Source organism: Nocardioides sp., from assembly GCF_031422975.1.
Classification (GTDB): domain Bacteria; phylum Actinomycetota; class Actinomycetes; order Propionibacteriales; family Nocardioidaceae; genus Nocardioides.
This window is the reverse complement of record NZ_JANPEO010000001.1, coordinates 1-12,654: the sequence shown is the minus strand read 5'-3', so window position 1 is coordinate 12,654 and position 12,654 is coordinate 1. Positions and strand designations below refer to the sequence as shown.

The 12,654-nt window shown below is 69.1% G+C and carries 11 protein-coding genes and 2 tRNA genes; 12 read left to right on the top strand and 1 reads right to left on the bottom strand.

What is annotated here, in order from left to right:
• Window positions 1-1,747 (bottom strand): aminopeptidase N (gene pepN / locus RMO85_RS00065; RefSeq protein WP_310525664.1); only part of this gene is annotated, 1,747 nt, incomplete at its 3' end.
• Between the two features lie 61 nt (window positions 1,748-1,808).
• On the opposite strand from pepN, the gene RMO85_RS00060 reads away from it, so the two are divergent.
• From RMO85_RS00060 to RMO85_RS00005, 12 genes are all read left to right on the top strand, one after another.
• On the top strand, window positions 1,809-2,408 hold the full coding sequence (locus RMO85_RS00060) for a DsbA family protein (protein ID WP_310525663.1): 600 nt from the start codon (window positions 1,809-1,811) through the stop codon (window positions 2,406-2,408).
• Window positions 2,409-2,497: 89 nt separating this feature from the next.
• Window positions 2,498-4,297, top strand: coding sequence for a methionine--tRNA ligase (gene metG / locus RMO85_RS00055; RefSeq protein WP_310525661.1), 1,800 nt, complete (start codon window positions 2,498-2,500; stop codon window positions 4,295-4,297).
• Window positions 4,290-5,660, top strand: a complete 1,371-nt coding sequence (locus tag RMO85_RS00050; protein ID WP_310525660.1) for a GNAT family N-acetyltransferase — start codon at window positions 4,290-4,292, stop codon at window positions 5,658-5,660. The genes metG and RMO85_RS00050 overlap by 8 nt, the downstream gene beginning before the upstream one ends.
• A 29-nt stretch (window positions 5,661-5,689) precedes the next feature.
• Complete coding sequence (locus RMO85_RS00045; protein WP_310525658.1) at window positions 5,690-6,199, top strand: ribose-5-phosphate isomerase; 510 nt, start codon at window positions 5,690-5,692, stop codon at window positions 6,197-6,199.
• Window positions 6,192-7,067, top strand: a complete 876-nt coding sequence (locus RMO85_RS00040) for a zinc finger domain-containing protein (protein WP_310525657.1) — start codon at window positions 6,192-6,194, stop codon at window positions 7,065-7,067. The genes RMO85_RS00045 and RMO85_RS00040 overlap by 8 nt, the downstream gene beginning before the upstream one ends.
• The gene (locus RMO85_RS00035) at window positions 7,064-8,158 is read left to right on the top strand and encodes a PP2C family protein-serine/threonine phosphatase (protein WP_310525655.1); all 1,095 of its coding nucleotides are present in this window, start codon (window positions 7,064-7,066) and stop codon (window positions 8,156-8,158) included. The genes RMO85_RS00040 and RMO85_RS00035 overlap by 4 nt, the downstream gene beginning before the upstream one ends.
• A gap of 97 nt (window positions 8,159-8,255) precedes the next feature.
• Window positions 8,256-8,329, top strand: a tRNA-Gly gene (locus RMO85_RS00030).
• 45 nt (window positions 8,330-8,374) lie between these two features.
• Window positions 8,375-8,447 (top strand) — tRNA-Pro (locus RMO85_RS00025).
• Between the two features lie 92 nt (window positions 8,448-8,539).
• On the top strand, window positions 8,540-9,943 hold the full coding sequence (tig, locus tag RMO85_RS00020) for a trigger factor (RefSeq protein WP_310525653.1): 1,404 nt from the start codon (window positions 8,540-8,542) through the stop codon (window positions 9,941-9,943).
• A gap of 92 nt (window positions 9,944-10,035) precedes the next feature.
• Entirely contained in the window at window positions 10,036-11,196 is a 1,161-nt protein-coding gene (locus RMO85_RS00015) for a hypothetical protein (protein ID WP_310525652.1), read from the top strand.
• 125 nt (window positions 11,197-11,321) lie between these two features.
• Window positions 11,322-11,927: an ATP-dependent Clp protease proteolytic subunit gene (locus RMO85_RS00010; RefSeq protein ID WP_310525665.1), complete on the top strand. Its 606-nt coding sequence runs from the start codon at window positions 11,322-11,324 to the stop codon at window positions 11,925-11,927.
• A 4-nt stretch (window positions 11,928-11,931) separates the two neighbouring features.
• Window positions 11,932-12,543 carry an ATP-dependent Clp protease proteolytic subunit gene (locus RMO85_RS00005; RefSeq protein ID WP_310525651.1) on the top strand — a complete coding sequence of 204 codons (612 nt, stop codon included), beginning with the start codon at window positions 11,932-11,934 and terminating at the stop codon, window positions 12,541-12,543.
• Window positions 12,544-12,654 lie beyond the last annotated feature (111 nt).

Below are 12,654 nucleotides of genomic sequence, written 5' to 3'. Positions count from 1 at the left end.
CGGCCGCCGCCCTCTCGGCGCCGCGCGGCATGTCCCCGGCGGCGCCCCAGACGAGGGCGCGAGCCAGCGAGTCCTCGACCTTGGCGAGGTCGGCGACCACCGTGGCCAGCGAACGCTCGTCGAGGCGGATCTTGGCGTAGGCGTGGTCCTCGTCGTTGAGCAGCAGCAGCGCGGGCTGGGTCCTGCCGACGAGCTCGGCGACCTCGGTGGAAGCGCCCTCCACGTCGACCTCGAGGTAGTCGCGCCGGACCAGGCGGCCGGCGACGTCGTCGTACAGGCCGATGCCGAGACGGTGGCGCCGCAGCGTCGGCCAGTCCGGGTGGGCGGTCTGCGTGATCGAGAACGACGCGTAGTTGCCCTCGGCGTCGAGCTCGAAGACCGGTGCGAGGGTGTTGACGCCCGCGGTCTGCAGCCACTCGGTGGCCCAGCTCTCCAACTCGCGGCCCGACGCCTTCTCCAGCGCGACGAGCAGGTCGGAGAACTCCGTGTTGTCGAAGGCGTGGTCCTTGAAGTACTGCCGGATCCCGTCGACGAAGGCGTCCAGGCCGACCCACGCGACGAGCTGCTTGAGCACCGAGGCGCCCTTGGCGTAGGTGATCATGTCGAAGTTGACCTCGACCGCGTGCAGGTCGACGTTGTCGGCCGCGATCGGGTGCGTCGAGGGCAGCTGGTCGGCGCGGTAGCCGGTCTGCTTGCGCGCGTTGGCGAAGCCGGTCCAGGCGTCGGTGTATTCGGTCGCCTCGGCCTCACACCAGTAGCAGGCCCACTCGGCGAAGGACTCGTTGAGCCACAGGTCGTCCCACCACTTCATGGTGACGAGGTTGCCGAACCACATGTGCGCCATCTCGTGGGTGATCACGGAGGCACGGAACTCGAAGAACGAGCGCGGCTGGCGCGAGCGGGGGAGGTACTCGTCGCGCAGGGTCACGCACCCGGCGTTCTCCATCGCGCCCATGTTGTATTCGGGGACGTAGAGCTGGTCGTACTTGTGGAACGGGTAGGGGTAGTCGAACTTCTCCTCGAAGAACTCGAAGCTCTGCCGGGTCAGCTCGACGAGCACGTCGGTGTCCATGTGCTCGACCAGCGACTGGCGGCAGTAGTGCCCGAGGGGGATGGTGCCGAACTTGCCCTCGTAGGTGTCGAGGACCTCGTGGTACTCACCGGCGACGACGGCGGTGATGTACGTCGACATCCGCTCCGTGACAGGGAAGTTCCAGATGGCCGAGCCGTCGCCGAGGTCCGTCGGCTCCGGCGTCGGCGCGGTCGAGATGACCTTCCAGTGGCTCGGCGCGGTCACGTTGAAGGTGAAGACCGACTTGAGGTCGGGCTGCTCGAAGGTGGTGAAGACGCGGCGGGCGTCGGGCACCTCGAACTGGCTGTAGAGGTAGACGCGGTTGTCGGCGGGGTCGACGAAGCGGTGCAGCCCCTCGCCGGTGTGGGAGTAGGAGCAGTCGGCCCGCACGACGAGCGTGTTCTCCGCCTGCAGGTCGTCCAGTGCGATCCGACTGTCGACGTACGACGTGAAGGGGTCGAGGCTGCGACCGTTCAGCGTGATCTCGTGGACGATCGCCCCGTCCAGGTCGGCGAAGGTCGCGGCTGCGACCTCCCGGCTGGTGAAGGCGATGGTGGTGGTGGACGCGAAGGTCTTGTCACCGGTGGTCAGGTCGAGATCGACCGTGTACGAAGTGACGTCCAGGAGCGCGGCGCGGGTGGCGGCTTCGTCCCGGGTGAGGTTGGTTCCAGGCATGCGGGCATCCTGCCACCACGGCCCTGGGAATGGATTCGCGGCTGGGTGGTTGGGTGTTGACATGACCCAAGCCGACTTCTGGTTCGACCCGCTCTGTCCGTTCGCCTGGATCACCTCGCGGTGGATCCTCGAGGTGGACAAGGAACGCGACATCGACGTGACCTGGCACGTCATGTCCCTCGCCTATCTCAACAAGGACCGGGACATCCCCGACGAGTACCGCGAGATGCTCGAGCCCGCGTGGGGCCCGGTCCGTGTGTGCATCGCCGCCGACGAGCGACACGGCAATGAGCGCCTGCTCGACCTCTACACCGCCATGGGCAACCGCATCCACCTCCAGCAGGCCGCACTCGATCGCGACATGATCGTGGCCGCCCTGGCCGACGCCGGCATGGACGCCGACCTGGTCGACGCGATGGACGACGAGTCGCTCGACGAGGCGGTCGCGAAGTCACACCACGAGGGCATGGACGCGGTCGGCGACGACGTCGGCACGCCGACGATCCACATCGAGGGTGCCGCGTTCTTCGGCCCCGTGCTGAGCAAGATCCCGCGTGGCCAGGACGCCCTGGACCTGTGGGACGGGACGGTCGCGGTGGCGAAGTTCCCCTACTTCTTCGAGCTCAAGCGCACCCGCACCGGAGACCTCGACTTCAGCTGAGACACGAGCCTCCGCTTCGGATCGTCTGCACAGTGGCGGTCCGGGCGACGCGGTGAAATGGGCTGGCGCATCCTCATTAGGATTCATCCATGACCCATGTCCTCTCCGCAGTTGCCTGGCCGTATGCCAACGGCCCGCGCCACATCGGCCACGTGGCCGGTTTCGGTGTGCCCTCCGACGTGTTCAGTCGGTACATGCGGATGGCCGGTCACGACGTGCTCATGGTCTCGGGCACCGACGAGCACGGCACACCGATCCTGGTCACGGCCGACAAGGAGGGCGTCGCCCCCAAGGACCTCGCGGACACCAACAACGCGATCATCGTCAGGGACCTCCAGGGCCTCGGCCTGTCCTACGACCTCTTCACGCGCACCACGACCGGCAACCACTACGGCGTGGTGCAGGCGATGTTCGAGGTCTGCCTCAAGAACGGCTACATGGTCGAGCAGACCACGCAGGCCGCCATCAGCCCCTCCACCGGCCGCACCCTTCCCGACCGCTACATCGAGGGCACCTGCCCGATCTGTGGGTACGCCGACGCGCGCGGCGACCAGTGCGACAACTGTGGCAACCAGCTCGACGCGACCGACCTGATCTCTCCCCGCTCGAAGATCAACGGGGAGACACCGAGCTTCGTCGACACCCAGCACTTCATGCTCGACCTGCCCGCCCTCGCCGACGCGCTCAGGGTGTGGCTGGACGCGCGCGAGGCGGAGGGGCACTGGCGTCCCAACGTCATCAAGTTCAGTCAGAACATCCTCAAGGAGATCCGGCCGCGCGCGATGACCCGCGACATCGACTGGGGCATCCCGGTCCCGGGCTGGGAGGACCAGCCGACCAAGCGTCTCTACGTCTGGTTCGACGCGGTCGTCGGCTATCTCTCCGCCTCGATCGAGTGGGCTCGGCGCTCGGGCGACCCCGAGGCATGGCGGGCGTGGTGGAACGACCCGGAGGCCCTGTCCTACTACTTCATGGGCAAGGACAACATCGTCTTCCACTCCCAGATCTGGCCGGCGGAGCTGCTGGCCTACAACGGTCAGGGCTCGCGCGGCGGCGAGCCGGGCGACTTCGGTGTGCTCAACCTGCCGACGGAGGTCGTGTCGTCGGAGTACCTCACGATGGGAGACCAGCAGTTCTCCACGTCACGGGGCCACGTGTTGTACGTCGGTGACTTCCTCGAGCGCTACGGCCCCGACGCGCTGCGCTACTTCATCTGCGCGGCCGGTCCGGAGACCTCCGACGCGGCCTTCACCTGGGCCGACTTCGTCACCCGCAACAACTCCGAGCTGGTCGCCGGGTGGGGCAACCTCGTCAACCGCACCGCGACAATGATCGCCAAGAGCTTCGGGGAGATCCCGGCGGCGGCGACGTTGGAGCCGGTCGACGAGGAGGTGCTGGCCGCGGTCCGTGGCGGCTTCGAGACGGTGGGCGCGCTCCTCGGGCGGCACCGGCTGCGGGCTGCCATCGGCGAGGCCTTGCGGGTCGTCGGCGAGGTGAACAAGTACGTCACCGCCACCGAGCCCTACAAGATGAAGGACGAGTCGCAGCGCGAGCGCCTCGCGACCGTCCTCCACGTCGCGGCCCAGTGCGTCTCCGACTGCAACACGCTGCTGTCGCCGTTCCTGCCCCACGCCGCCAACCAGGTGCACCTGGTCCTGGGTGGCGAAGGCGAGTTCGTCCCGATGCCGGTCATCGAGCAGGTCGACGAGCTCGACCCCGACAACGGCGCAGGCCTCACGTCCTACCCCGTCATCACCGGTGACTACGCGTCGACGCCGGCGTGGGCGTCACGTCCGGTCAGGGTCGGCGCCACGGTGGACAAGCCGACGCCGATCTTCACCAAGCTCGACCCATCGATCATCGAGGAAGAGCTGGCCCGGGTTGGCTGAGATCGCGCTGCGTCCCGCCGCGTCGGACTCCCCGGAGTCCGCGCGGCTGCTGGCGGCGTACGAGGCCGAACTCGTCTCGCTCGGCGTCACGCTCAACCACGGCTGGGCCGGGGGAGTCACGCCCGCTCAGCTCGCACCGCCGCACGGTGCGTGGCTGGTGGGCTGGCGGCCGGGGGAGCGGGGCGACGACGCCGTCGCGTGCGGTGGTGTGCGCCTGCTCTCTGCGGACGTGTGCGAGATCAAGCGGATGTACGTCGACCCGTCGGCCCGCGGCGCAGGCCTGGCCCGACGACTGCTGACCGCGCTCGAGGACGCCGGCCTCGCCCTCGGCGCGAGCATCGCGCGGCTCGACACCGGCCGCGACATGGCGCCCGCGGTCGGTCTCTATCGCAGAGCCGGCTATGTCGAGATCGAGGACTACAACAACAACCCTGACGCCGGCTGGTGGTTCGAGAAGCAGCTGCTGGCGCCCACCGCGGACGGCAGACCGGGCGGGATGTATCCCGAGGTCCGCGCCGCCGTAGCGGCTGACGCCACGCCCGACTTCCGTGCCGACGGGTTCGACCTGGCGGCGTACCGCGAGAAGGTGCGGCTGTTCAACCTCGCGCAGCCGCGCGAGGACGTCGCGGAGGCCACCGACGTGGATGCGGACGGCGTTCCGTGCCGCCTGTTCACACCGGCGGACGCGATCGACGGGGTGATCGTGCACCTGCACGGCGGCGGGTTCGTGTTCAACGACATCGACGTGCACGACGGCGTGTGCCGGCGGCTGGCCAACCGGTCAAGGCGGCGGGTGCTGAGCATCGGCTATCGCAAGCCGCCGGAGCGCAGGTTCCCCGCCGCGATCGAGGACATCGACACGGTCCTCGGCTGGCTCGAGCGGCAGCCGATCAACGGCGGCTGGGCGATCCACGGCGACTCCGCCGGCGCCAACCTCGCGCTCGTCGGGGCGCTCCGGAACCCGGGACGCTTCAAGGTCGTCGTGCTGATCTACCCCTTCCTCGACCCGACGGCGAGCTTCGCCTCCTACGAGCTGGGCGAGTCCAGCGGCTTCGGGGGCGCGGAGTCGAGGTGGTACTGGGAGCAGTACGCCGACCGCGGCGACCGGTCCGATCCCGACCTGGCTCCGCTGAACGCGACCAACCTCGACACCCTGCCGCCGACGTTCGTCGCCACCGCGGAGTTCGACCCGCTGCGCGACGAGGGGGAGGAGCTGGCGCGTCGGATCGCGGAGACCGGCGTCGAGACCGTCGCCGTCCGGTGCCTGGGGCAGAACCACGGTTTCTGGCGACACCCGCAGTTCGCCGCGTCCGAGCCGCTGCTGCGGCAGGGCGCCTCGTTCATCGACCAGCACCTGTCGTGATCGCTTTCCGAGGCTGAGAGAATGCGCTCATGCGCGTACACCTCGGCTCCGACCACGCCGGCCTCGAACTCAAGGACCACCTGATGACCTGGCTGGTCGACAACGGCTACGAGCCTGTCGACCACGGCCCCTTCGTCTACGACGCCCTCGACGACTACCCCGTCTTCTGTCTGCGTGCGGCCGAGGGCGTCGCGGCCGACCGCGCCGAGAGCCTGGACAGCTTCGGCGTCGTCATCGGCGGCTCGGGCAACGGCGAGCAGATCTGCGCCAACAAGGTCGTCGGCATCCGCTGCGCCCTGGTCTGGTCGGAGGAGACGGCCGTGCTGGCGCGCGAGCACAACGACGCCAATGTCGTCTCCGTCGGCGGCCGCATGCACCCGGTCGAGGACATGACCCGCTTCGTGGAGGTCTTCTTGACCACGGCGTTCAGCCAGGACGAGCGGCACGTGCGCCGCATCGGCCAGCTGTCGACCTACGACGAGAGCCGCGAGCTCCCGCCGCTGCCGGCCAGCGCACTCCGGGGCAGCACGGGTGCCTGAGGGTCACACCCTCCGCCGCCTCGCCGACGACCTCGACGCCGCGTTCGCCGGCAGCCTAGTCCAGGTCGGCAGTCCGCAGGGCAGGTTCGCAGCCGACGCCGCGGTCGTCGACGGCTCCCGGCTGCTCGGCGCCGACTCTCTTGGCAAGCACCTGTTCGTCGATTTCGAGCACGACCACGTCATCCACGTCCACCTCGGCCTGATCGGGGGCTTCGACGTGCGCACGGACGTGGAGGAGGTCCCGCTCCCGGTCGGGCAGGTGCGCCTGCGCATCGTGCGTGCCGACGGATCGGCGTACGCCGACCTGCGGGGCGCCACCCGGTGCGAGCTCATCGGCCCGGCTCTCCGCGACGAGATCCGGGCACGGCTCGGACCCGACCCTCTGCGCGCCGACGCCGATCCGGACCGCGCCTGGCGGCGGATCAAGGCCAGCCACCGGCCGATCGGCGACCTGCTCATGGACCAGGCCGTGCTGGCCGGGGTGGGCAACGTCTATCGGGCCGAGGTGCTGTTCAGGAACCGGGTCCACCCGTTGCGACCGGGCCGCACCCTGCGCGTGGGCCAGTGGCGAGCCATCTGGGCCGACCTCGTGGAGCTGATGCGCGAGGGAGTGGTGCTCAACCGGATCGACACCGTCCGGCCCGAACACACCCCCGAGGCGATGGGCCGCGACCCCCGCAGGGACGACCACGGGGGCGAGGTCTACGTCTACCGCCGCACGGGCCAACCCTGTCTGGTCTGCGGAACCCCGATCCGGACCGAGGTGCTGGTCGGGCGCAACAGCTTCTGGTGTTCTCAATGTCAGCCCACGTTCCGCTCCCGCGCCGTAGAGTCCATCCGAGCACCCGCACGAGGACCGAGGTCATGACGGCATACCGGGAAAGCCGAGCGGCGCCCGCGCCCTCACTCGGCCAGCGATTCCAATATGCGCTGCGCGGCGTCCTGCCGCGCGACTCAGGCACGTTCGCGCTCCTGATCGCCTTCTCGGCGGCGACGGGCGTACTCATCTGGGAAGCGGCGATGTACGTCCCCCTGACGGCGATGGTGGTGCCGTTGCTGGTGGCCAACCTGATGCTCGGTCCACGCCAGCTGCCGTGGTTCGTGGTGCTGACGCTGCTGATCCTCGCGGTGCTCGTGCCGCAGCAACCGGTGATCAACGCGCGTACGGCCGTCACCGTGGTGATCCTCTTCGCGCTCGGCTTCATCATCCTGCTCGCGAGCTTCCGCCGGTCCACCCTCGGTGTGGGCGGGCTGCGCGGCGAGTCGATGCTCGTCGACCTGCGTGACCGCATCCTGCGTCAGGGCGGCATCCCCGAACTGCCTGATGACTGGTACGCTGCCAGCGAGCTCCGCTCGGCCGGCGGCACCGCCTTCGCGGGCGACTTCGTCGTGACCGCGCGCGACGGCAACCGCCTCGACGTCGCCGTGGTCGACGTCTCGGGCAAGGGCGAGGGCGCCGGGACCAGGGCGCTGCTGCTGTCCGGTGCGCTCGGCGGCCTGCTGGGAGCGCTCCCGCCCGAGGAGTTCCTGGAGTCGGCCAACGACTTCTTGATGCGCCAGGACTGGGAGGAGGGCTTCGCTTCGGCGGTGCACCTCTCCCTCGACCTCGCGACCGGCAGGTACGCCATTCGTTCGGCCGGCCACCCGCCGGCCGCGCTGCGCGTGGCGGGCACCGGCCGATGGTCCGTGATGGAGGCGGAGGGTCCGGTGCTCGGGTTGATCGACGGGGCGACCTACGAACCCGTCGAGGGCACGATGCGCCGCGGCGATGCCCTGCTGCTCTACACCGACGGCATGGTCGAGACGCCGCACCGCGACATCATGCTGGGCGTCGACAAGATGCTGGGCCAGGCCGAACAGCTGCTCCGGGGCGAGTTCGACGGCGGCGCGAAGCGGATCATCGAGTCGATCGGCTCGCGCAACGACGACCGGGCGCTGCTGCTGGTGCACCGGCGCTGACGCCCGCAGTTGTGGGTGATCAGGCGCTGTGTGGCACCATGACAGCGCGCAATTTGATGCGTCTGCCTGCCTGCAGGTCGGCATCGAACGGCGCGCTGCGGATGTAGCTCAATGGTAGAGCTCCAGTCTTCCAAACTGATTACGCGGGTTCGATTCCCGTCATCCGCTCCAAGGGAGTCAGAACCGCTCACAACCGGGCGATTTCGGCCGACTTGGCGGGGCGTAGCGTAGTGGCTAGCGCGCCTGCTTTGGGAGCAGGAGACCGCAGGTTCGAGTCCTGTCGCCCCGACTGAAATGCACACCACACCGGCCACCGACTGACCGCAGTTCGGGCCACCAGTTCAGCCCTCAGGGCCAGCCAGACGATGAAGGAGACCACCTGTGAAGAGCGCCGTCGAGAACTTGAGCCCGACCCGGGCCAAGCTGACCATCGAGGTGCCCTTCGAGGAGCTCAAGCCGAGCCTCGACAAGGCGTACAAGAAGATCGCCCAGCAGATCAACGTTCCCGGCTTCCGCCGCGGCAAGGTCCCACCGGCGGTCATCGACCGGCAGGTCGGCCGCGGTGCCGTGCTCGACGAGGCGATCAACGAGATCGTCCCGCAGAAGTACGCCGAGGCCATGCAGGAGAACTCGCTGGAGCCCCTCGCCCAGCCCGAGATCGAGGTCACCAAGTTCGAGGACAACCAGACCCTCGAGTTCACCGCCGAGGTCGACATCAAGCCCGACTTCGAGCTGCCGGCCTACGACGCCCTCGAGGCGAAGGTCGACGACATCGAGCTGTCCGACGTCGAGGTCGAGGAGCAGGTCCAGGCGCTGCGTGAGCGCTTCGGCACCCTCGTGGACGTCGAGCGCGCGGCCGCCGACGGCGACTTCGTGACGATCGACCTCACCGCGGCCAAGGACGGCGACACCGTCGAGGGCGGCGAGGTCAGCGGCATGTCCTACAAGGTCGGCCGTGGCGGCATGCTCGAGGGCCTCGACGAGGCCCTCGTCGGCATGGCCGCCGGCGACGACAAGACCTTCTCCTCCGAGCTCGTCGGCGGCGACCTGGTCGGCGAGGCCGTTGACGTCACCGTCACGGTCACTGCTGTCCAGGAGCAGGAGCTGCCCGAGCTCGACGACGAGTTCGCCCAGCTGGCCTCGGAGTTCGACACCGTCGAGGAGCTGACGGCCGACGTGAAGGAGCGCCTGGGTCGCGGCAAGCGCCTTGAGCAGGCCGCCGCCGCGCGCGACGCCGTGCTCGAGGCCCTGCTCGAGAAGGTTGTCATCCCGCTGCCGGAGACGATGGTCACCGACGAGCTCAACTCGCGCCGGGAGAACGTCGAGCAGCAGCTGATGTACGCCGGCCTGACGATGGAGAAGTACCTCGAGGACGAGGGCCAGACGACCGAGGAGTTCGAGGCCGACCTCGACCGCCGGGTCCGCGACGCCGTCGCGGCGCAGTTCATCCTCGACGCGATCGCGAAGAAGGAAGAGATCGGCGTCGACCAGCAGGACCTCTCCAGCCACCTCGTGCGCCGCGCCCAGCAGTCCGGTCAGGACCCGCAGGAGTTCGCCAACCACATGTTCGAGCACAACCACATCCCCGACATGGTCCAGGAGATCCTGCGCGGCAAGGCGCTGGCGACCCTGGTCGAGTCGGCCGTCGTGACGGACGCCTCCGGCAACGTCGTCGAGCTGTCCAACCTGCGTCCCGACGGCACGATCGGTGCGCCCGTGGACGCGGAAGCCGTCGCGGACGACACCGACGAGACCGACGATACCGAGGCTACCGAGCAGGACTGAAGGTCGCCTGACGCAGGCCCGGCGCGCATCGTGTCGGGCCTGCGTCGCAGTGTCGAGTGCACGCCTGTTCACTCGAACGCTAGGGTGCGGGCATGACGACCCGCACGGAGCCCGGTCTCCTCGACGCGCTGGCGCTTCTCGCCCACGTCGCCGACGAAGTGGTCATCGACACTGCCCGCGACACCCACCTCGCGTGGGTGGACCGGGTCCACGGCCTCCTCGACCGGCCTCTGGGCACCTCCAGTGCGTTCCCCGGTGTCGGCCATCGCATCGTCGCGCGCTCGCTCTACGCCGGGGTGGGCCTCTCGCTGCGAGGTGTCAGCGCCGGGCTCGACGCCGCGGCACGCGTCGGTGTCGGCCCCGCCATGGAGACCGGTCCCCGGAGCAGGTTCGTCCGGTCGGCGGTCAACGGGCTCATCGGCGACCGGCTCGAGCGCGAGCGCCCGCGGCTGGCGATCACCATGGCGCCGCGGGTCGGCGGGCGCGACGTGCCAGTGACCTCGGAGGGGCTCGCTGCGGCGTACCCGATCGCGACCGGGCGGGTGGCCGTGTTCCTCCACGGGCTCTGCGAGAACGAGTCCTACTGGCAGCGGGGCCGGGCGCGTCGTGGCACGACGTACGCCGAGGAGTTGGCCGACCTCGGCTGGACGCCGGTGGAGCTCAGGACCAACACCGGTCTGTCGGTCCGCGCCAACGGCGCGTCCCTGGCCGCACTGCTGGAGAGCCTCGTGACGAACTGGCCGACCGGAGTGACGGAGCTGGCGCTGGTCGGGCACTCGATGGGCGGCCTGGTGATCCGGGCGGCGACCGCCGTGCAAGGGGAGTGGACGTGGCGCGAGCGGGTCAGCGTGGTCGTCACGCTCGGGACACCGCACCTCGGCGCGCCGCTCGCCCGCGGGGTCAAGCAGGGCAGCGGGCTGCTCGCACGACTGCCCGAGGTGGCCGGTTTCGGGCGCATCCTGGACCAGCGCTCGGTCGGTGTCGACGACCTGATCGAGGGGCTCGACGAGGACTTCGCCCCGCTGCCGCATGCGCGCTACCGCCTGGTCTCCGCCACCCTGGCGTCCTCGCCGCGACACCCGGCGAGCGCCTTCTTCGGCGACATGCTGGTGCGCCAGGCGTCGGCGTACGGCCGGGACCGTCGCGGACGCGACCTGTTCCCGGACAGCGAGGTGCTGCACCTGCGCGGACACCACTTCGACCTGTTGAACGACGACCGGGTCGCCGCGGCGCTGACCCGGTGGCTGGCCTGACCCGCCCGCATCAGGTCGGCTGTGCGCTGTGGGCGAACAGCGGTGCATAACGCGTGGAACTGTCGGCGCTTCGGGCTAATGTCGCTCGGGTGAACCAGAACTCCAGCCCAGCACTCTCGCCCGAGATGAATGGCGGCATCGGGACCGCCGGTCTCGACGACCACATCTACCAGCGGTTGCTCCGCGAGCGGATCATCTTCCTCGGCTCCGAGGTCCGCGACCAGAACGCCAACGCGATCTGCGCCCAGCTGCTCCTGCTCTCGGCCGAGGATCCCGAAGCCGACATCTTCTTGCACATCAACAGCCCAGGCGGCTCCGTCGACGCCGGCATGGCGATCTACGACACGATGAACTACATCCCCAACGACGTGGCCACGGTCGGCATGGGCCTGGCCGCCTCGATGGGCCAGTTCCTGCTCTGCGCCGGCACCAAGGGCAAGCGCTACGCCCTGCCCCACGCGCGGATCATGATGCACCAGCCCTCCTCGGGCATGGGTGGCTCCGCCTCCGACATCAAGATCCAGGCGCAGCAGTCGCTGCACATCAAGAAGGTGCTGCTCGACCTCATCGCCGAGCACACCGGCCAGACGGTCGACCAGGTCGTCGCCGACGCCGACCGCGACCGCTGGTTCACCGCCCCCCAGGCGGTGGAGTACGGCCTCGTCGACAAGGTCGTCACCAACGCCCGCGAGGCCGCCGACGAAGGCCGCCCGGCGCGGCAGAAGGACTGACCCGATGAACTACTACATTCCCCAGTGGGAAGAGCGCACCTCCTACGGCTTCCGACGCATCGACCCCTACACCAAGCTGTTCGAGGAGCGCATCATCTTCCTCGGCACCCCGATCAGCGACGACGTCGCCAACGCGGTGATGGCCCAGCTCCTGTCCCTGGAGTCGATGAACCCCGACCAGGACATCAGCATCTACATCAACAGCCCCGGTGGGTCGTTCACCGCACTGACCGCGATCTACGACACGATGCGCTTCATCAAGCCCGACGTGCAGACCGTGTGCCTGGGCCAGGCCGCCTCCGCCGCTGCGATCCTGCTCGCGGCCGGTACCCCGGGCAAGCGTCTGGCGTTGCCCAACAGCCGGATCCTGATCCACCAGCCCTACACCGAGGGCACGTTCGGCCAGACCTCCGACATCGAGATCCAGGCCAACGAGATCCTGCGGATGCGCGAGCTGCTGGAGAAGATGATCTCCGATCACAGCGGCAAGGACATCGAGCAGGTCAGCCGAGACATCGAGCGCGACAAGATCCTCACCGCCGAGGGCGCCGTCGAATACGGCCTCATCGACGCGGTGCTCGAGTCCCGCAAGGCCATCCCAGCGCTCACGAGCTAGGCACGCGGCACAGCGTCCTCGGACGTGGTGCCACCAAGCCTCGTGTCCGGCCCCAGGTTGGGGCCGGCACGAGGTACCGTCAGGGAGTTTGCAAGGCCGGGACCCCGACCC